Here is a 20,498-nt window from a genome sequence, read left to right as displayed (position 1 = left end):
TGCTGTATTCAGGGGCAAGAGTATCCCACAACAATATCAATGAACAGTAATCTGACGCATACGAGGGATCCGGTGCAGTTCTGGATTGGCTCCCTGGCCTTCCTGTTTCCTTTTGTAAGCCTCGTCACCAAGTCCGGTGTAAGTGTCGCCAGTTTCTTGTTCCTGATCACCGCTTTGATCCTGTTCAAGCCGTGCCGGCATGCGCTGGCGCGCCACTGGCCGCAGGTGCGCTGGGTCGTGCTAGCCTTTCTGCTGCACTTCCTGTTCGTGCTGGGCTGTGCCCTGGTGCGCGGAGCGAATATGAACACGGTGGACAAGCCGTCACGCATGTTCTTCGCGGTCAGCGCGCTGGCCGCGGTGCTGGTCGCGCGCCCGCAGCGGCGCATGCTGTGGTGGGGCGTGATCGCCGGTGCGCTGGCGGCCTTGCCCTTCGTGGCCTGGCAGCGGCTCGCGCTGGGGATCGAGCGCCCGGGTGGCCTGATCAATGCGATCACCTTCGGCGACATGGCGCTGCTGCTGGCCCTGCTGGCGGTGACGGCCGCGATCGATATGCGCGACGATGCGCGCCAGGCCGGCCTGGCGGCGCTCGGGGCGATCGCCGGCCTGGCGGGGTCGCTGCTGACCGGCAGCCGCGGCGGCTGGGTAGCCCTGGTCGTGGCGGCGTTGTTGTTTCTACGCCATGCGCGCGGGCTCCGGGGACGCTTCGTGCGCATCCTGCTCGCGACCGGGGCGGTGGTGGTGCTGGCCGCCTGGTTCGTCCCGGCCACGGAAATGCAGGCGCGCTTCGACGAAGGCGTGGGCGACGTGCGCACCTGGGCCGAGGGCGGCAACGTCAACACCCGGGTCGGCACCCGGCTCGAGCTGTGGAAGGGCGCATCCATGCTGATCGCCGAGCACCCCGTGTTGGGGATGGATTTCGTGGCTTGCCGCGAACGCCTGGCCGAATTTGCGCGCGACGGCAGGCTCGATCCAGTGGTATTGACGCTGCCGCACCTGCATAATGATGCACTGCAGGAATTGGCGACGGGTGGCGTGGCCGGCTTCGCGCTGTGGGCGGCGATCCTGGTGGCGCCGCTGCTGTTCTTCGCGCGCGAGTTGCGCGCGGGGACGGAGGGGCCGCAGTTCGCGGCCGCGCTGGCCGGGGTATTGGTGGTGACCAGCTATGTGAGCTTCGGCCTGACCGAAGTGATCTTCTGGTCGATGAAGGGCAGCCTGTTTTACGCGCTCATGGTGTTCGTGCTCATGGGCTTCTGCCTGAATGCGAAAGAGAAAATTGGATAACCGTATCATCATCAAGCGCCTCTGGGCGATCCTGAAACCCTATCGCGGGCGCGCCTTCATGGCCTTGCTCGCGATGGCGCTGACGGCCGCTACCCAGCCGCTGCTGGGCGAAGCCTTGCGGCTGCTGATGGACAAGGGTTTCAAGCACAAGGTCCCGTTCTCGCTGTGGTGGATCCCGGGCGTGCTGGTGTCGATCTTCGTCCTGCGCGGCATCGGCACCTTCGCCACGGCCTATTACAACAACTGGGTGCTGAGCCGGGTCACGAACGACCTGCGGGCGATGGCCTTCGAGCGCCTGCTGCGGCTGCCGGTCGGGCGCTTCCACCAGGAGTCGACCGGCAAGGTGATCAATACCGTGGTGGGCGACGTGCGCCAGGTGGTCGACATGATCCAGTCGGTCTTCGTGGCCTTCGTGCGCGACACGCTGGTGGTCACCGGACTGCTCGGCATGCTGCTGTGGCTGAACTGGAAGCTGACCCTGGTCGCGATCGTCGTGGTGCCGTTGACGGCCGTGATCGTGCGCACCACCAGCAAGCGCCTGCGCCACCTGAACCGCGAAAACCAGCGCGTCACCGCCGAGATGACCCAGGTGGTCGAGGAAGCCGCGCGCGGCCACCAGGTGATCCGCGTGTTCGCCGGCGAGCGCTATGAAAGCCGCCGCTTCTTCCAGCGCAGCGAAGCCATGCGCGGCTTTTCGCAGCGCATGACGGTGGCCTTTGCCGCCACCACCCCGGTGACCCAGATCGCCACCTCGCTGTCGCTGTCGCTGGTGGTGGTGCTGGCGCTGCGCGCCAACATGACGGTCGGCGAATTCACGGAATTCGTCACCCTGATGCTGATGCTGCTGACGCCCCTGAAGGCGCTGGCCGAAGTGAACGGCCCGATGCAGCGCGGGATCGCCGCCGCCGAAACCGTCTTCGAACTGATCGACGCGCCCATCGAGCACGATCCGGGCACCCGCGTGCTGGGCCGCGCGCAAGGCCAGGTGCGCTTCGAGAACGTGAAGTTCCGCTACCCGAACTCGCAGTCGATGGCGCTGGACGGCGTCTCGCTCGACGTCAAGCCGGGCCAGACCGTGGCCCTGGTCGGCATGTCGGGCGGCGGCAAGTCCACCTTCGTGAACCTGGTGACCCGCTTCTACGAGCCGGAAGCCGGCCGCATCCTGCTGGATGGCGTGCCCTACCAGGACATCATGCTGCCCAGCCTGCGCGCCCAGCTGGCGCTGGTGAGCCAGAACGTGGTGCTGTTCGACGACACGCTGAAGGCCAACATCGCCTACGGCGTCGAAGAAGTCGACTACCAGCGCCTGGCCGCGGCGATCAAGGCCGCCCACCTGGACGACGTGGTGGCGCGCCTGCCGGAAGGCGTCGAGACGAATATCGGCGAGAACGGCATGCGCCTGTCCGGCGGCCAGCGCCAGCGCGTGGCGATCGCGCGCGCCATCTACAAGGACGCGCCGATCCTGATCCTGGACGAGGCGACCTCGGCGCTGGACAACGAATCCGAGCGCGCCGTGCAGGCCGCGCTCGACACCCTGATGGCCGGCCGCACCACCTTCGTGGTCGCGCACCGCCTGTCGACCATCGAGCGCGCCGACCTGATCGTCGTGATGGAGCGCGGCCGCATCGTCGAGCAGGGTACCCACGAACAATTGCTGGCCGAGGGCGGCACCTACGCCAACCTGTACCGCCTGCAATTCACCACGCCGGCGGAAGCGCTATGAGCGGCCAGGCGCGCACCCTCGTCATCTCGCCGAACTGGATCGGCGACGCCGTGATGGCCCAGCCCCTGCTGCGCCTGCTCAAGCAGGCCCATCCGGAGCGCGCCATCGACGTGCTGGCCCCGCCGCAGGTGGTGCCGGTATGGCGCCGCATCCAGGAAGCCGACCACATCATGGAGACGCCGTTCCGCCACCGCGCCCTGCAGCTGGGCGAGCGCGTGAAGACGGCCAACCGGCTGCGCGAGCGCGGCTACAGCGACGCCTACGTGCTGCCGAACACCCTGAAGTACGCCCTGATCCCGTGGCTGGCGCGGATCCCGAAGCGGGTCGGCTACAAGGGAGAGATGCGCTACGGGATGGTCAACGTGATGCACCACGACGACTGCCCGCCGCGCTCGATGGTGCCGTTCTACGCGGCGCTGGCGGGCGAGCCCGAGCTGCCGCTGCCGGGTCCGCTTTCGCGGCCGTCCCTGGTCGTGGCCGGCGAGGAGAGCGAGGCCGTCGCCCAACGTCTCGACATCGCGCTGGACCGCCCGCTGGTGGCCTTCGCCCCGGGCGCCGAGTTCGGCATCGCCAAGCGCTGGCCGCCGGCCCACTACGGGCAGCTCGCGGCGCGCGTGGCCGAGGTCCTGCCCGACGTGCAGATCGTGCTGATGGGGTCGGCGAACGACCGCGACACCTGCGAGCAGGTCCAGACCCAGGCCGGCCTGGCCGCCGGCATGGTGCGCAACCTGGCCGGCGAGACCTCGCTCGACGAAGCCATCGTCCTGCTGGCGCAGGCGCGCGCCGTGGTCTCGAACGACTCCGGCCTGCTGCACATCGCCTCGGCCCTGAACCGCCCGGTGGTGGCGCTGTACGGCTCGACCGACCCGAATTACGCGCCGCCGCTGTCGGAAGTGGCGCGCACCGTATCGCTGCGCCTGGAATGCTCGCCCTGCCGCAAGCGCGAGTGCCCGCTGGGGCATCACGACTGCATGAACAAGATGAGCGTGGACCGGGTGTGGAGCGAGCTGGCGCCGATCCTGGCGCGGGCCTGACCCGCAACAAACCGGGGTCAGACTCCGGCTTTTGGAAACGTCGCCTGAGAAACTAAAAAATTGCCAAAATCCGGAGTCTGACCCCGGTTTGAGGTTTGTCAGCCGCGGGCCCGCAGTCCGGTTGCCACGCCGTCCGCCAGGCGGCACAGCAATTCGTACCGTTTCCTGGCTTCGGAGCGCTTCTTTGACGGAATGTTGTCCAGGTCCGGGGCCGCGATCGGTGCGCAGTCCAGCTCGTAGTCGCCGCTGGCGTTCTTCCGCGCGCCCAGCTCTTCCCACAGCAGATCGTAATCGGCCAGCACGCGCCCGTGGCGGATCGCTTTATAGATCACGCGGTTGCGGTTCGAGACCAAATGCAGGCGCTCGCAGCCGTACTCGAAGCCGAGCTGGCGCACCAGGCTGACCATCAGCTGCTTCGGACGGATGCCGTGCAGGTCGCGGGTGGCCAGGCGGATCGCTTCGCGCGCGTCCGCGGTCTTGCCGCCCTGGACGCAGCCGATGCTGAGCGCGGCGCGGCCGGCGCGCGGCGCGACCGTGAAGGCGACGGTATAGATGATTTTGTCGCCCTGGGCCAGCTGCAGCACCAGTTCGCCCTCGCGGTCGAACATGTTCACCGTGCGCAGCTGGATCTCGTACGGCAGGCCGCTCTTGCCCTCGGCGGCGGCCAGCATCACCGGCCCCAGGCTGGCGCGCGCCACCGTCTGGCCGAGGCCGCGGCGGAACATGAAGTGGTAATGGGCCTGGATCGCCGCCAGCCTCTGGTCCGGATCCAGGGCCTTGCTGATGTAGGGCCGGTAGACCTTGTACAGGAAGCGCGGACAGTTGCGCACGTATTCCGAAAACGCCGGATGCGAATTCAGCAGGTGCAGCCAGGCCGGTGTCTGCAGCGGGTGCAGCAGGGCGCGCACGCGGATCTTCAGCCGTTCGCGCAGTTGCGGCAGGCGCGACAGGTGGGAAGGCACCGCCGAATCCAGCGTGACCGATGGGGTGGCGGCAGCGAACAGTAGCTCGGCCCAGCCATATTCTCCGCGATAGAGCTTCATGCCGGCTGTCCAGTGCAGGTAAGGGTGGATCGATGTGATGACATGGAAGAGCAGGCAGGCATGGCTGGATACGCTAAGTTTCGCAGAGTAACGCTATGTAACACAGTGTAACGAAAGAAATGACGACGGTAAATATATAGCTATTCGTAAAGCATATAAAACCGCAACAGCCGCGTTTTTGGGGCGCGGCTGTTGCGATTTCGTCAGATTCGTCAGATGAAAGGGACGGCAATCTCCGGATCAGCTGGCGTAGTGGGCGGTTTCCTCCTTGCCGGCGCGCTCCTGGCCCAGCTCCCGTTCACGCAGATAGCGCGCCAGGGCATCGCCGAACGACGGCAGGATCAGTCCGCGCTCGCTGGTCAGGGCACTGTTGAGGGGACGTGGCGCCGTCATGCCCAGCTCGGCGGCAGGACGTTCTTCCAGCCCGGCCGGATCGATGCCGGCGGCGGCGCAGGCGCGCCGGGCCAGCTCGGCCCAGCTCATGGCCTCGCCATTGGTCAGGTGCCAGATGCCGCTTTCCTTGTCGATCAACAGGTCGAGACAGGCATTCACCAGGTCCGGCACATAGGTCGGCGACACCGTCATGTCGCCGGCCGCCGCGAACGGCCGGCCTTCGCCCAGCGCCGCCAGGGCCTGGGTCACGAAGTTGTGCCGGTCCCAGGGACCGAAGAAGGAACTGGTGCGCACCACCAGCGCCTGCGGATCGGAGTCCAGCACGCGGCGCTCGGCCTCGGCCTTGCTGCGGCCATAGGCGTTCAGCGGCGCCACCCGGTCGGATTCGACGTAGGGGCGGCCCAGGGTGCCGTCGAACACCAGGTCGCTGGAGAAGGTCAGGAAGCGCACCGCGTGGCGGATCGCCGCCAGCGCCAGCACGGTCGGGCCGTGGGCGTTCTCGCGCAGGCAGCGCTCGGCTTCGCGTTCGGCATCGTCGACCCGCACATAGCCGCTGGCGTTGATGATGGCCCAGGGCTTGTAGCGCACGATCGCCGCTTCCACCGAGGCCGGGTCGGCAATGTCCATCTCCTGGCGGCTCAGCACGTGGCAGGCCAGGTTGCGCCGCTCGCAGATGCGGGCGAAGGCGCGGCCCAGGGTGCCGGTGGCGCCGGTGATCAGGATCGGCTGCGGGAAGGTCGAACGGAAGGCCCCGCGTTCGGCGAGGTCGGCCACCGTCGTGCGGGTCGCCACCGGCCTGGCCCAGAAGCGGCCCGGACGGCGCCACCAGCCCTGGCCCTGCAGCACCGGATGCGACAGCGGGCGCCCGCTGGCCAGCTCGCGCATCAGGTGCGCCACCGCGGTCGGGCGCGGCTGCGGGCCGCGCACGTCGTAGGGCCCCGGCTCGTAGTAGCCGCGGCATTCGGTGACCAGGCAATTCCAGTCGAAGGAGCCGAGCAGGGCCCAGACGGTGACGGCGCGGATGTCGGCGCCGCTCTGCTGGACGCGCTTGGCGGCGTTCCAGATTTCCACCAGCCAGCGCAACTGGTCTTCGCGGTTGGCGTCGATGTGGGCTTCGGTGACCGCGAGCGGCAGGCCGTAGCGGTCCCAGGTTTCCTGCAGCAGCGGGCCGATGCCCGGGGTCGGCGTGGCCAGCACGCGCGGGCATTCGATGTCGACATGGGGGACGCCGCGATACTGGGTGCGGTGGCTTTCCGGATAACGCTCGAGGCGATGGTCGAGCCAGCGCTCGCTGGTGATGTAGTAGTTGACGCCCATGATGTCGGGCGGGCAGGCGTTGTCCTTGAACCAGAGCAGTTCTTCCGGGGTGGCTTCCGATTCGAGCAGGTAATCCCACAGGGCGTGGCTCTCGTCGACCTTGCCGCACAACAGGTCCCAGCCGAGCCAGCGGCGCTCATTGAAGAAATTCGTGAACTCCGCCATCTCCGGCGTGCCATAGGTGCGCGACAGGTCGTCGGTCTGCACCAGCTTCGCTTCCGGGTTGACCTTGCGGATTTCGCGCATCGCCAGCACGGTTGCGCGGCACTGGATGATGAGGGCGCGCACGAACATCGCTTCGCTGTTGCCGTGCGGGTACCACACGCCGTTCAGTCCCGAGAAGCGGGCAGTGGTGCAGATTTCGTTGACCGGGGTGTAGTACTCGACCCAGGGGTAGCGCCGGGCGACCGCGCCGGCGTATTCGGCCAGTTTTTCCGGGAAGTCCGGGCTGACCAGGCTGGTATGGCGCGGGCCGCTGCCGTGGTGGACCAGGCCGACGATGGGCGTGACGCCCAGTTGCTGCAGCACGGGCAGGCGTTCGTCCGGCCATGACCAGTCTGCGCTGTCGATGCCGTCGGGCGCGGTGCGCTCCCACAGCACTGGATAGCGGATCGCCCGGATACCGAGCGATGCGAAACGCTCCAGGTCCTGCAGGCGTTCTGCATGGCCGTTGCGATCCATCTGGGAGAAGTAATTGTCGCGTACGCGGTTGACGGTGCATTCGAGGCCGCCCCAGAGCTGGAGCGGCGAACTTGCGGGCTGGATATGACTATTAAGATTCATGGGCCTTTCCTGCGTTTTTGATTCAAGGTGCTAGCCTAGTCGGCGGACACAGCTTCTTGTGTGAGGCACCGAACATATAAGGCGGATTTAGGACAAGTCCTACGTACTGTCAGCGTTGTTCAAGACATGCGCCGAGTTCCGTGCTGCCTGTGCGAAAATGCCGGCAAATCGACGAGGAAGGGGAAAAAAGGATGTACATGGTGTACTGGACCACCATCGAGGACGAGGCTGGCGTGCCGCATGCCGAGCCCTTCGACACCAGCGAGATGGTGGCGGCGATGAAGTTCATGGAAGCGCTGCGTGCGCGCCAGCGCGCGGGCGAGCCGGTGCGTTTCATCACCATGTGTTCGGAGCACCCGGACGTGGTCGGGCACGCCGGCGTGGACGTGACCGGACCGGACTACAACTGGAAGAAAAGGCGGCGTTAAAAGTCCGTCACGCTCTTCAGTTTGTGCTTGAGGACCTTGCCGCTGGCCGCCGCCGGCAGGCTGTCCATGAAGACGATGCGGGCCGGGCGCTTGTACGGGGCCAGGCGCGCGCCGGCCCAGTCGCGCAGCGCGTCGGCCGACACCTGCTGGCCGGCGGCCGGCTGGACGAAGGCCACGACTTCCTCGTTGCCATCAGGCAGGCTGCGGCCGACCACCGCCGACTGCGTCACCGCCGGGTGCGCGTTCAGCATGGTCTCGACTTCGAGCGGATAGACCTTGAAGCCGGAGCGGATGATCAGTTCCTTGCTGCGCCCGTCGATGAACAGGGCGCCATCCGGATCCTGGCGCGCCAGGTCGAAGGTAGCGAGCCAGCCATCCTCGCCCAGCACGGCGCGCGTGCCCGCCGGATCGCGGTAATAGCCCTGCATCACGTTCGGGCCGCGCACGTACAGTTGCCCATCCTTTCCAAGCCGGATCCCGACGCCCGGGATCGCATGGCCGACCGAGGTGTCGGCGCGCGGCGCGTCCAGGCGGGTCTGGCTGACCGTGGGCGCGGCTTCGGTCAGGCCGTAGCCGTTGTGCAGCGGAACGCCCAGCAGCGTTTCCACGGCGCGCTTGAGGGTCGGGTCGAGCGGCGAGCCGCCGGCGTAGGCGAAGCGCAGCCTGGAAGCCAGCGGCGGAGCAACACCTTCGGCCGCGCACAGCTCCAGCAGGCGCGCATACATGGCCGGCACGCCCTGCACGATGGTCAGCCCGCCGCCGCGGATCGCTTCAAGCATGGCCTGCGGCGTGAAGCGCGGCGCCAGTTGCAGGCAGGCGCCGGCATATAAAGTCCCCAGCAATACCGAGGTCAGGCCGTAGACGTGCGAGACCGGCAGCACGCCGTAGGCCAGGTCGCCCGGGGCCAGGCCGCGCAGGCGGCTCGACACGGCCGCCACGAACAGCAGGTTGCGGTGGCTGAGCATCACGCCCTTGGGCCGGCCGGTGGTGCCGGTGGTGTAGACCAGCGCCGCGACGGGTTCGCGCGCCAGGGGCTCGGCCGCGCTATCGTCCGCATGCAGGCTGGCCAGCAGTCCGCCATGCGCGTGCGCGTGCGCCCCCGCGTGCGCGGCGTGCGCGGCCGCATCCGGCGAGGCCGCCGCCGTGTACAGCACCACGCGCGCGCCGCAATGCGCGCGGATCGCCGCCAGTTCCGGCGCGGTCAGGCGCGCGTTCACGTTGACGAACCAGGCGTCCAGGCTGGCGATGGCGAACAGCGCGCTCACTTGCGCCGCGCAGTTCTCGCTGACCAGCATCACGCGCTCGCCGGCCCGCACGCCGAGCCCGCGCAGCCAGGCGGCGCAGGCATCGATCCCGTCCGCCAGCTCGCGGTAGCCGAGCGTGCGGCCGTCTTCGCGCAAGGCCGGCGCATCCGGCGTGGCCGCGGCATGCCGGCGCACGATGGCGTCGATGCGCGCCGGCAGCGCTTCCAGCAGGGCGTCCACATCGATCATGGCTGCGCCCTGTCGATCATGTTGCGCACGAAGCGGGCGATGCTGTCCTCCAGCGGGGTCGGGGTTTGCTGGTCGCGGATCATGCCGGCGTGTCCGGTTCGGGCAAGGGTTGTCGGGGTCCGCCGGCGCTGCCGAAGGCTTCCTGGAGCGATTCGATGCTGCCGGTGCGGCCGGCATCGTAGCCGGGCAGGGCGTTCACCAGGCGATGGTAGCCGGGCTGGCGCAGCACCGCCAGCAACTGGGCCATCAGGCTGTCTTCGAGGGCGTCCACGTGCAGGGCGAAAAAATAGCGTTCGCGCACCAGCGGGATGAAGCCGAGCTTGAACTGCTCGGCCGCGGTGCGCATGCCGATGCCGACATCGGCCATGCCGCTGGCGATGTAGGCGGCGACCGCCGAGTGGGTGAACTCGGCGCTGTTCCAGCCGTTGATCGCGTCGAAGTCGATACCGTCGCGCCCGAGCATCATCTCGAGCAGCATGCGGGTGCCGGAGCCGGCCTGGCGGTTCACGAAGCGTACGTTGGGGCGCAGCAGGTCGGCCAGGCCCTGGATGCCGAGCGGGTTGCCGGGCGCGACCAGCAGGCCTTGCTGGCGCCCGCAGATGTGGACCAGGCAGTGCCGCTCCGGGTCGAGCCAGCGCAGGTAGCGGCGCGCCGTCGGTTCTTCGAATTCGCCTTCCGGGACATGGAAGCCGGCCAGGTCGCACTCGCGCTGCGCCAGCGCGGCCACCGCATCCAGGCTGGTGCGGTAGCGCAGCTCGACCGGCAGTTCGAGCTTGTCCAGGTAGCCGGTGAGGGCGGCCACCGCGAAGCCGTGGCTGGCGTCCATCCGGATCGTGCGCAGGCCAATGCCGCGCATGCGCACCTTGCCCAGTTCGGTCTCGAGCTCGGACGCCAGGCTGTCCAGGGTCGGCGACAGGCGCGCGGCGATGCGGCGGTCGGCCCACACCAGCTTTTGCGCGAGCAGGGTCAGGCGGGTGCCGCGCCCGCGCCCGGTCTCGAGCAGGGGCTCGCCGAACAGTTCCTCGGCTTCGCGCAGCAAGCCCCAGGCATAGCGGTAGGACAGCCCGGCATCCTTGGCCGCCGCGGCAATCGAGCCGTGGTCCTGGATCGCCAGCAGCAGCGCCAGCAGGGTCGCCGTGTCGAGCGGCGCGTCATTATTGAAACTTATTTCCCAGTGTGGGCGAATATGGACCTTCAACATCGCTTATATGCTTTATAAAGCCTATTTATGACAGCGAAAGCCCATGATACGCTCGGCGCTGCAGTAAAAGTATGCCGGAAGTATATGCTTTTTAAAACATATTAGTTCAAACAAAAAACGGAGGAGACATGGCTTTACTGGATAAGCTCGACAAAGAGCACACGATCGCGAGACCCGGCTTCAACCGCTGGCTGGTACCGCCGGCCGCCCTGGCGATCCACCTGTGCATCGGCATGGCCTACGGCTTTTCGGTGTTCTGGCTGCCGCTGTCGAAAGCGATCGGCATCAAGGAATCGCTGGCCTGTCCAGCCGACATGGGCTTCTTCGCCGAGATCACGTCCACCACCTGCGACTGGAAGATCTCGATGCTGGGCTGGATGTTCACCCTGTTCTTCGTGTTCCTCGGCCTGGCCACCGCGCTGTTCGGCGGCTGGCTCGAGCATGCCGGTCCGCGCAAGGCCGGCGTCGTCTCGGCCCTGTGCTGGTGCGGCGGCCTGGTGATCTCGGCCCTCGGCATCTACACGCACCAGATCTGGCTGATGTGGATCGGCTCGGGCGTCATCGGCGGCATCGGCCTCGGACTCGGCTATATCTCGCCGGTCTCCACCCTGATCAAATGGTTCCCCGACCGCCGCGGCATGGCGACCGGCATGGCCATCATGGGCTTCGGCGGCGGCGCCATGATCGGCGCGCCGCTGGCCGACAAGCTGATGAAGCACTTCGCCACCGCCGCCTCGGTCGGCGTGTGGGAGACCTTCCTGGCCCTGGCCGTCATCTACTTCGTCTTCATGATGGCCGGCGCGCTGGCCTACCGCGTTCCGGCCAGCGGCTGGAAGCCGGAAGGCTGGACCGCTCCCGCCGCGAAGAGCGGCAATGCGATGATCACCAACCGCCACGTGCACGTGAACCGCGTCTGGGGCATCCCCCAGTTCTGGCTGGTGTGGCTGGTGCTGTTCCTGAACGTCTCGGCCGGCATCGGCATCCTGGCGATGGCTTCGCCGCTGCTGCAGGAAGTGTTCGGCGGCCACCTGATCGGCGTGAACCTCGCCTTCAATGAACTGAGCACCGCGCAGAAAGCGCAGATCGCCACGCTGGCCGCATCGTTCACCGGCCTGCTGTCGCTGTTCAACATCGGCGGCCGCTTCGCCTGGGCCACCTGCTCCGACTACATCGGCCGCAAGATGACCTACTTCGTGTTCCTGGTGCTGGGCTTCGTGCTGTACGCCGCGATCCCGACGCTGGCGCACAACGGCAACCAGGCGCTGTTCATCGCCTCCTTCTGCATCATCCTGTCGATGTACGGCGGCGGCTTCTCGACCGTGCCGGCCTACCTGGCCGACCTGTTCGGCACCCAGATGGTGGGCGCGATCCACGGCCGCCTGCTGACCGCCTGGGCCGCCGCCGGCGTGCTCGGCCCGACCCTGGTCAACTACATCCGCGAGTACCAGATCGGCCACGGCGTCGCCAAGGCCCAGGCCTACGACACCGCGATGTACGCGATGGCCGGCCTGCTGGTGCTGGGCTTCGTCTGCAACCTGCTGGTGCGCCCGCTGGCCGACAAGTACTTCATGAGCGATGCCGAACTGGCGGAAGAGAAGCGCCGCGCCCATGAGCGCGACGTCGCCGCCTCGGCCGGCAGCCGTGCAGCCGCCGCGAATGGCGGCGCCGTGGTGGCCGATGTCTCCGGCGCCGGCGTCATCGCGGCAACCCCGGTGGCGGCAGGCGGCGCGTTCGTCACCCTGCTGGCCTGGGCCGCGGTCGGCATTCCGCTGCTGATCGGCGTGTGGATCACGCTGCAGAAGGCGATCGTGCTGTTCAAGTAAAGGCAATGTACCCGGCGGGGCCGACCAACCCCGGCTCCGCCGCGCGATCCAGAGAACATACGCAACACAGGAATACCGCCATGAACCACCCCGTCATCCCGATCGCCGTGCAAGGCGCCAGCCGCCAGCGCAAGCGCGAAGCCCCGAAGGGCCGCCGCGCCGACCCGCAGGCTTTGCGCGAGGTGCAGGACCTGCTGGGCGACAGCCCGCGCCGGCGCGACCTGCTGATCGAATACCTGCACCGCATCCAGGATGGCTTCGGCGCCCTGTCGGCCGCCCACCTGGCCGCGCTGGCGCAGGAGCTGAAGCTGGCCCAGTCCGAGGTCTACGAGGTCGCCAGCTTCTATCACCACTTCGACGTGCTGCGCGATGGAGAACAGGCGCCGGCATCCCTGACGGTGCGCGTCTGCGCCGGCCTGTCCTGCGAGATGGCGGGCGCCCAGGCCTTGCTGGACAAGCTGCCGGCCATCCTCGGCCTCGATGTGCGGGTGCTGGCCGCGCCCTGCATCGGCCGCTGCGAGCAGGCGCCTGCGGCGCTGGTCGGCCAGCATCCGGTGCCGCGGGCGACGCCCGAGGCCGTGCTGGCCAAGGTGGTGGCGAAGGAAACCTCCGACGTGCACCAGGGCCATGCCGACCTGGCGGCCTACCGCGCCGGCGGCGGCTACGCGCTGCTGCGCGACTGCGCCGAAGGGCGGCGCGACGTCGACGGCGTGATTGCCGCGCTGGAAGCGTCCGGCCTGCGCGGCCTGGGCGGCGCAGGCTTCCCGGCCGGGCGCAAATGGCGCATCGTGCGCGCCGAGCCCGGTCCGCGCCTGATGGCGATTAACATCGACGAGGGCGAACCCGGCACCTTCAAGGACCGCGTCTATCTCGAACGCGACCCGCACCGCTTCCTGGAAGGCGCGCTGATCGCCGCGTGGGCGGTCGGCATCGAGACCGTCTATATCTACCTGCGCGACGAATACCACGGCCTGCGCGCCATGCTGGAAGCCGAGCTGGCGGCGTTGCGCGCCGACCCGCCGGTCGAGAACATGCCCGAGCTGGTCCTGCGCCGCGGCGCCGGCGCCTACATCTGCGGCGAAGAGTCGGCCATGATCGAGTCGATCGAAGGCAAGCGCGGCATGCCGCGCCTGCGCCCGCCCTACGTGGCCCAGGTCGGCCTGTTCGGCCGTCCGACCCTCGAACACAACTTCGAAACCCTGCACTGGGTGCGCGACATCGTCGAGCAGGGCCCGGAACGCTTTGCGAGCTACGGCCGCCACGGTAGAAAAGGGCTGCGCTCGTTCTCGGTCTCGGGCCGGGTGCGCGATCCGGGCGTCAAGCTGGCCCCGGCCGGCATCACGATCACGGAGCTGATCGAGGAATACTGCGGCGGCATGGAAGAAGGGCACCAGTTCTACGCCTACCTGCCGGGCGGCGCCTCGGGCGGCATCCTGCCGGCCTCGATGGGCGACATCCCGCTCGACTTCGACACCCTGCAACCGTACGGCTGCTTCATCGGTTCGGCCGCCGTGGTGGTGCTGTCGCACCAGGACAGCGCGAAGGCCGCGGCCCTGAACACGCTGCGCTTCTTCAAGGACGAATCCTGCGGCCAGTGCACGCCCTGCCGCGCCGGCACCGCCAAGGCCGTGGCCATCATGGAGCAGCCGGCCTGGGACGTCGAACTGCTGGGCGAACTGTCCCAGGTGATGCGCGACGCCTCGATCTGCGGCCTGGGCCAGGCCGCGCCGAATCCCTTCGATTGCGTGATCAAGTACTTCCCGCATGAACTGAATCAGAAGGTGCAAGCATGAACGCCAGTCTTCAAACCGTCAGCTTCACGATCAACGGTCGCGAAGTCCAGGCCCTGCGCCACGAAACATTAATCGAGGTCGCCGACCGCGAAGGCATCTCGATCCCGCGCCTGTGCTACAAGGAAGGCATGGAGGCGGTCGGCAACTGCCGCTCCTGCATGGTCGAGATCGACGGCGAACGCGTGCTGGCGCCGTCCTGCTGCCGCCATCCTTCGCAAGGCATGAAGGTGACCACCGACAGCGAGCGCGCCGTGAAAGCCCAGAAGCTGGTGCTGGAACTCCTGATGGCCGACATGCCGGAGAAGGAGTACACGCGCCACAACGAGGTCGACGAATGGGCGCTGAAGCTCGGCGTCGGCAAGCCGCGCTTCCCGGCCACGCGCGCGGAGCCGCAGCAGGACGCCACCCACGCCGCGATCACCGTCAACCTGGACGCCTGCATCCAGTGCACGCGCTGCGTGCGCGCCTGCCGCGACGAACAGGTCAACGACGTGATCGGCCTCGCTTTCCGCGGCCAGGACGCGAAGATCGTGTTCGACCAGGACGACCCGATGGGGCTTTCCACCTGCGTGGCCTGCGGCGAATGCGTGCAGGCCTGCCCGACCGGCGCCCTGATGCCGGCGCGCGATGCGGCCCTGTCGGTCCCCGACAAGCAGGTCGATTCGGTGTGCCCGTATTGCGGCGTCGGCTGCCAGCTGACCTACAACGTCAAGGACAACAAGATCCTCTACGTGGAAGGGCGCGACGGCCCGGCCAACCACGGCCGCCTGTGCGTGAAGGGCCGCTACGGCTTCGACTACGCGCACCACCCGCACCGCCTGACGAAACCGCTGATCCGCCGCGAAGGCGTGCCCAAGACCGGCGGCTTCACGATGGACCCGACCACCGTGATGGAAGTGTTCCGCGAAGCGAGCTGGGAAGAGGCGCTGGCGCTGGCCGGCGGCACGCTGGCGGGCATCCGCGACGTCCACGGCAAGCGTGCGCTGGCCGGCTTCGGCTCGGCCAAGGGCAGCAACGAAGAGGCTTACCTGTTCCAGAAACTGGTGCGCACCGGCTTCGGCAGCAACAACGTCGACCACTGCACCCGCCTGTGCCACGCCTCCTCGGTGGCGGCGCTGCTGGAAGGGATCGGCTCGGGCGCGGTCTCGAACCCGGTGATGGACGTGACCCGCGCCGAGGTCGTGATCGTGATCGGCGCGAATCCGACCGTGAACCACCCGGTGGCCGCGACCTGGATGAAGAACGCGGTCCGCACCGGCACCAAGCTGATCCTGATGGACCCGCGCCGCTCCGAGCTGGCGCGCCACGCCCACCGCCACCTGCAGTTCAAGCCGGACACCGACGTCGCGATGCTGAACGCGATGATGCACGTGATCGTCACCGAAGGCCTGGTCGACCAGGACTTCATCGCCAGCCGCACCATCGGCTACGACGAGCTGGCGAAGAACGTCGAAGGCTACAGCCCGGAAGCGATGGCGCCGATCTGCGGCATCGACGCGGAGACGCTGCGCTACGTGGCGCGCCTGTACGCGACCTCGAAGGGCTCGATGATCCTGTGGGGCATGGGCGTATCCCAGCACGTGCACGGCACCGACAACGCGCGCTGCCTGATCGCGCTGGCGCTGATGACCGGCCAGATCGGCCGTCCCGGCACCGGCCTGCATCCGCTGCGCGGCCAGAACAACGTGCAGGGCGCCTCGGACGCCGGCCTGATCCCGATGATGTACCCGGACTACCAGCGCGTCGACAACCCGCAAGCCAAGGCGCGCTTCGAGCAGGCCTGGGGCATGCAGCTGGACGACAAGCCGGGCCTGACCGTGGTCGAGATCATGGACGACATCCTGGCCGGCGGCATCAAGGGGATGTACATCATGGGCGAGAATCCGGCCATGTCGGATCCGGATGCGAACCATGCGCGCGAGGCCCTGGCCGCGCTCGAGCACCTGGTGGTGCAGGACATCTTCCTGACCGAGACCGCCTACCTGGCCGACGTGATCCTGCCGGCGTCCGCCTTCGCCGAGAAGGCCGGCACCTTCACCAACACCGACCGCCTGGTGCAGCTGGGCCGCCAGGCGATCCAGCCGCCGGGCGACGCGAAGCAGGACCTGTGGATCATCCAGCAAATGGGCCAGCGTCTCGGGCTGCCATGGAACTACGGCCACGTGTCCGAGGTGTTCGACGAGATGCGCAGGCTGATGCCCAGCATCGCCGGCATCACCTGGGAGCGCCTGGAGCGCGACGGCGCCGTCACCTATCCCTGCATGGTCGAGGGCGACCCCGGCCAGCCGGTGGTGTTCACGGAAGACTTCCCGCGCGGGCAGGGCATCGATGCGGGCAGGGCGCGTTTCGTCCCGGCCGACATCATCCCGGCCAACGAGCGCCCGGACGCCGACTACCCGATGGTCCTGATCACCGGCCGCCAGCTCGAGCACTGGCACACCGGCAGCATGACCCGGCGCGCCGGCGTGCTGGATGCGATCGAACCCGATCCGGTGGCGCTGGTGCATCCGCTCGACCTGGAAGCGATGGGCGGCAAGCCGGGCCAGGTCATCACGATCACCTCGCGGCGCGGCGAAGTCAGCCTGTATGCACGCGCCGACGACAGCTCGCCGCGCGGCGCCATCTTCGTCCCGTTCTGCTATTACGAAGCGGCGATCAACCGCCTCACCAACGCGGCGCTCGACCCCTTCGGCAAGATCCCGGAGTTCAAGTACTGCGCGATCCGCGTGCAGCTGGGCGGGGAGGTGGCGCACCAGGGTTCCTATGGTGGCGGCCAGATTCTGGCAGGCGTGGCACAATCACAACATGAATGAGCAACGCTATCGACCCCGGCTATCCCACGCAAGCGCCAGCCTGACCCATGAAGTGACGGCGGTCGACGAGCGCGGGCGCCGCTCGGCGCTGCACATCCCGGCCGAGCGCCCGCTGACGGTCTACGTCGACAAGCGCGAGCTGGTGACCCTGATGACCCTGGGCGGCGCCCCCGAAGCGCTGACCCTGGGCTACCTGCGCAACCAGCGCCTGGTGCGCTCGCTCGAGGACATCGTCTCGGTCCAGGTCGACTGGTCGGTGGACGCGGTGGCGGTCGTGACCCGCAACGGCATCGCCGGCGTCGAGGAACGCACCGCGAAGAAGGTCGTCACCACCGGCTGCGGCCAGGGCTCGGTGTTCGGCGGCCTGATGGACGAGGTCGACCAGATCCGGCTGCCCGAGGATGCGCGCCTGGCCCAGTCCGTGGTCTACCGCATCGTCGAGACGATCCGCACCCAGCAGTCGATCTACAAGCAGGCCGGCTCGGTGCACGGCTGCGCGCTGTTCTCGAACACGGGCGAGCTGCTGTACTTCGTCGAGGACGTGGGCCGCCACAACGCGGTCGACGCGATCGCCGGCCTGATGTGGCTGGACGGCGTGAGCGGCGAGGACAAGGTGTTCTACACCACCGGCCGCCTGACCTCGGAAATGGTGATCAAGGGCGCCCAGATGGGCATCCCCTTCCTGCTGTCGCGCTCCGGCACCACCCAGATGGGACATATGGTGGCGGAGAAGGTCGGCATGTCGCTGCTGGCGCGCTGCAGCGGGCGGCATTTCCTGCTGCTGTCGGGGGAGGAGCGGCTGGTGTTCGAGCCGGAGTTCCTCGAGGCGCTGGAAGCGGAGCGCCAGCGGCATTATGCGTAACCAGTACGTCGACCGCGCGCGTCATCCCGGCGGCCCCGCGCTTTACCCCGTCGTCCCCGCGCTCTACCCCGTCGTCCCCGCGCTCTACCCCGTCGTCCCCGCGCTCTACCCCGTCGTCCCCGCGCAGGCGGGGATCCAAGTTTGCCCCCGCAACCATGACGCAAACAGCACTTGGCCCCCCGCCTTCGCGGGGGCGACGGTGTGATATCGGGAACGGCGATTCGTCATGCTTGACGCAACACTCCGCGCCTTCGCCCTGCTGTTCTCCGGCGACCCCGACCTGTGGCGCATCATCTGGGTGTCGCTCAAGACCAGCGTGGTCGGCCTGCTGCTGGCCACGCCGCCGGCCATCCTGCTGGGCTACCTGGTCGCCATGCACCGCTTCCGCGGCCGCCGCATCGCGATCTGGCTGGCGCAGGCGGCGCTGTCGCTGCCGACCGTGCTGATCGGCCTGCTGCTCTACCTGCTGCTGTCGCGCCACGGGCCGATGGGCGGGCTCCAGTGGCTGTTCTCGCAGCCGGGCATCATCGCCGGCCAGTTCGTGGTCGCGCTGCCGGTGCTGCTGGCCTTCACGCTGGCGGCGGTGCAGGGCATCGATCCGCGCTATGCCGAAACCGCGGTCGCGCTGGGCGCCTCGCGCTGGCAGACCATGCTGCGCGTGCTGCACGAGGCGCGCTTCGGCGTGATGGCGGCGGTGCTGTCGGGCTTCGGCCGGGTGATCTCGGAAGTCGGCTGCGCGCTCATGGTCGGCGGGAACATCGAAGGCGAGACCCGTACCATCACCACCGCGATCGCCCTGGAAACCAGCAAGGGCGAGTTCGCCCAGGGCATCGCGCTGGGCATCGTGCTGGTGACGCTGGCGCTGCTGATGAACGGCGCGCTGATGCTACTGCAGGGCGACGCCCACGCCGCGCGGGAAAGAGGCTGAGGGAGCGCGGATGAGCTTCACGATCCACACCAGCATCAGCGCGGCCGTCTACGAAAACGAGGGCGTGCAGCCCAGGGACGAGCGGCGCAAGGCCCTGCTGGGCGTGCGCGGCCTGCGCAAGCGCCATGGCGAGCACCTGCTGTTCGACATCGACGTGCTGGACATCGCCACCCACAGCGCCTATGTGCTGACCGGGATGAACGGCGCCGGCAAGAGCACCTTGCTGCGGGTGCTGGGCGGCCTGGAGCGCGCCGAGATCGACAGCCTGCGCTTCGAAGGCGAGGACGTGCTGCGCGCGCACCCGTATCCGCGCGCGCTGCGCGAGGCCATCGTCTACGTGCACCAGCACCCGATCCTGTTCTCGACCAGCGTCGCGCACAACATCGGCTACGGCCTGCAGGTGCGCGGCCTGCCGAAGAGCGAGGTGGCGCGCCTGGCCGGGGAAGCGATGGCCTGGGCCGGCGTGAGCCACCTGGCCGAAACCGATCCCACCAAGCTGTCGGGCGGCGAAAAACAGCGCGTGGCGCTGGCGCGCGCCAGGGTGCTGAGCCCGAAACTTCTGCTGCTCGACGAGCCGACCGCCAACCTGGACGGCCAGGCGCGCGAGCAGGTGATCGCATTGATTCCCACCGTGGTCGAAGCGGGCGGCACCGTCATCATCGCCTGCCACGACCGCGACCTGATCGGCCTGCCCGGCGTGCAGCGTCTCAAGCTGCGCGACGGCCGCCTCGAAGTTCGTTGACAACAAGGAGAACACCCATGCAACGCCGTCTGTTCAGTCTCGCCCTCGTGCTGGGCGCCACCCTCGGGATGCCGTACGCGCCGGCGCAGGCCCAGCAGCAAGTGCTGCGCCTGTCCACCACCACCAGCACCGAGAACTCCGGCCTCCTGAAGTACCTGTTGCCGGGCTTCGAGCAGAAATTCGGGATCAAGGTCAACGTGATCTCGGTCGGCACCGGCAAGGCCCTGGAGCTGGGCAAGAACGGCGACGTCGACGTGACCCTGGTGCATGCGCGCCAGCTCGAAGACAAGTTCGTGGCCGAGGGTTGGGGCATCGACCGCCGCGACGTGATGTACAACGACTTCATCGTGGTCGGCCCGGCCTCGGACCCGGCCGGCATCAAGGGCGGCCATGACGTGCTCGGCGCCTTCAGGAAGATCGCCTCCACCAACGTGAAGTTCATCTCGCGCGCCGACAATTCCGGCACCGACGTGATGGAGAAGGGCTACTGGAAGGAGGCCGGTACCCGGCCGGCCGGCGGCAACTACGTAGCGGCCGGCCTGGGCATGGGCGAGGTGCTGAACATGGCGGCCGAGATGAACGCCTACACACTGACCGACCGCGCCACCTATGGCGCGTACAAGGCCAAGACCGGCCTGGCGATCCTGGTGGAGGGCGACAGGCGCATGTTCAACCCCTACGGCATCATTGCGGTGAATCCGGAGAAGCACAAGGGGATCAACTACAAGGGCGCGAAGCAGTTGATCGAGTGGATCACCTCGCCGGAAGGGCAGGCGAAGATTGCGGCTTTCAGGCCGGACGGGGAGCAGTTGTTTTTCCCGTCGGCGGGTAAATAAAACCA

At 68.0% G+C, this 20,498-nt stretch carries 15 protein-coding genes; 11 read left to right on the top strand and 4 right to left on the bottom strand.

Annotated elements, in window-relative coordinates; all coding sequences use genetic code 11:
- Positions 1–72: 72 nt before the first annotated feature.
- The 3 genes from AC3A6M_RS01715 to waaF are packed head-to-tail and all read left to right on the top strand — an operon-like array spanning position 73 to position 4,038.
- Positions 73–1,281, top strand: coding sequence for an O-antigen ligase family protein (locus tag AC3A6M_RS01715; protein ID WP_487851025.1), 1,209 nt, complete (start codon positions 73–75; stop codon positions 1,279–1,281).
- A 58-nt stretch (positions 1,282–1,339) separates the two neighbouring features.
- Positions 1,340–3,004, top strand: a complete 1,665-nt coding sequence (gene msbA, locus AC3A6M_RS01710) for a lipid A export permease/ATP-binding protein MsbA (RefSeq protein WP_487851217.1) — start codon at positions 1,340–1,342, stop codon at positions 3,002–3,004.
- Positions 3,001–4,038 (top strand): lipopolysaccharide heptosyltransferase II, encoded by a 1,038-nt coding sequence (gene waaF, locus AC3A6M_RS01705; protein ID WP_487851024.1) that lies wholly within the window; start codon positions 3,001–3,003, stop codon positions 4,036–4,038. The genes msbA and waaF overlap by 4 nt, the downstream gene beginning before the upstream one ends.
- A gap of 98 nt (positions 4,039–4,136) precedes the next feature.
- On the opposite strand, the gene AC3A6M_RS01700 is transcribed toward waaF, so the two are convergent.
- Together AC3A6M_RS01700 and AC3A6M_RS01695 are read right to left on the bottom strand one after the other, a co-directional pair.
- Positions 4,137–5,081, bottom strand: coding sequence for a VirK/YbjX family protein (locus AC3A6M_RS01700; protein WP_487851023.1), 945 nt, complete (start codon positions 5,079–5,081; stop codon positions 4,137–4,139).
- 240 nt (positions 5,082–5,321) lie between these two features.
- Positions 5,322–7,574 carry a family 1 glycosylhydrolase gene (locus AC3A6M_RS01695; RefSeq protein ID WP_487851022.1) on the bottom strand — a complete coding sequence of 751 codons (2,253 nt, stop codon included), beginning with the start codon at positions 7,572–7,574 and terminating at the stop codon, positions 5,322–5,324.
- A gap of 191 nt (positions 7,575–7,765) precedes the next feature.
- On the opposite strand from AC3A6M_RS01695, the gene AC3A6M_RS01690 reads away from it, so the two are divergent.
- Complete coding sequence (locus tag AC3A6M_RS01690) at positions 7,766–8,002, top strand: hypothetical protein (RefSeq protein ID WP_487851021.1); 237 nt, start codon at positions 7,766–7,768, stop codon at positions 8,000–8,002.
- Here AC3A6M_RS01690 and AC3A6M_RS01685 read toward each other — a convergent pair.
- Positions 7,999–9,495, bottom strand: coding sequence for a class I adenylate-forming enzyme family protein (locus AC3A6M_RS01685; protein ID WP_487851020.1), 1,497 nt, complete (start codon positions 9,493–9,495; stop codon positions 7,999–8,001). The genes AC3A6M_RS01690 and AC3A6M_RS01685 overlap by 4 nt on opposite strands.
- Positions 9,496–9,574: 79 nt before the next feature.
- The gene (locus tag AC3A6M_RS01680) at positions 9,575–10,696 is read right to left on the bottom strand and encodes a substrate-binding domain-containing protein (RefSeq protein WP_487851019.1); all 1,122 of its coding nucleotides are present in this window, start codon (positions 10,694–10,696) and stop codon (positions 9,575–9,577) included.
- A gap of 128 nt (positions 10,697–10,824) precedes the next feature.
- Here AC3A6M_RS01680 and AC3A6M_RS01675 point away from each other — a divergent pair, with 128 nt between their 5' ends.
- The 7 genes from AC3A6M_RS01675 to AC3A6M_RS01645 all read left to right on the top strand — a co-directional run bounded on the left by AC3A6M_RS01675 (position 10,825) and on the right by AC3A6M_RS01645 (position 20,493).
- A complete protein-coding gene (locus tag AC3A6M_RS01675; protein ID WP_487851018.1) occupies positions 10,825–12,519 on the top strand; it encodes an OFA family MFS transporter in 1,695 nt (564 codons plus the stop codon).
- An 80-nt stretch (positions 12,520–12,599) separates the two neighbouring features.
- Entirely contained in the window at positions 12,600–14,312 is a 1,713-nt protein-coding gene (locus AC3A6M_RS01670; RefSeq protein WP_487851017.1) for an NAD(P)H-dependent oxidoreductase subunit E, read from the top strand.
- Positions 14,309–17,125 (top strand): formate dehydrogenase subunit alpha, encoded by a 2,817-nt coding sequence (gene fdhF / locus AC3A6M_RS01665; protein WP_487851016.1) that lies wholly within the window; start codon positions 14,309–14,311, stop codon positions 17,123–17,125. Before AC3A6M_RS01670 ends, fdhF begins: the two co-directional genes overlap by 4 nt.
- The gene (locus AC3A6M_RS01660; protein ID WP_487851015.1) at positions 17,118–17,987 is read left to right on the top strand and encodes a formate dehydrogenase accessory sulfurtransferase FdhD; all 870 of its coding nucleotides are present in this window, start codon (positions 17,118–17,120) and stop codon (positions 17,985–17,987) included. Before fdhF ends, AC3A6M_RS01660 begins: the two co-directional genes overlap by 8 nt.
- Before the next feature lie 226 nt (positions 17,988–18,213).
- The gene (locus AC3A6M_RS01655) at positions 18,214–18,915 is read left to right on the top strand and encodes an ABC transporter permease (RefSeq protein WP_487851014.1); all 702 of its coding nucleotides are present in this window, start codon (positions 18,214–18,216) and stop codon (positions 18,913–18,915) included.
- A 10-nt stretch (positions 18,916–18,925) separates the two neighbouring features.
- Positions 18,926–19,657: an energy-coupling factor ABC transporter ATP-binding protein gene (locus tag AC3A6M_RS01650; protein ID WP_487851013.1), complete on the top strand. Its 732-nt coding sequence runs from the start codon at positions 18,926–18,928 to the stop codon at positions 19,655–19,657.
- A 17-nt stretch (positions 19,658–19,674) separates the two neighbouring features.
- Positions 19,675–20,493 carry an ABC transporter substrate-binding protein gene (locus tag AC3A6M_RS01645; RefSeq protein WP_487851012.1) on the top strand — a complete coding sequence of 273 codons (819 nt, stop codon included), beginning with the start codon at positions 19,675–19,677 and terminating at the stop codon, positions 20,491–20,493.
- Positions 20,494–20,498 lie beyond the last annotated feature (5 nt).

The organism is Telluria sp. Soil_C_11, from assembly GCF_057657395.1.
This window is presented reverse-complemented; position numbering and strand designations above follow the sequence as displayed.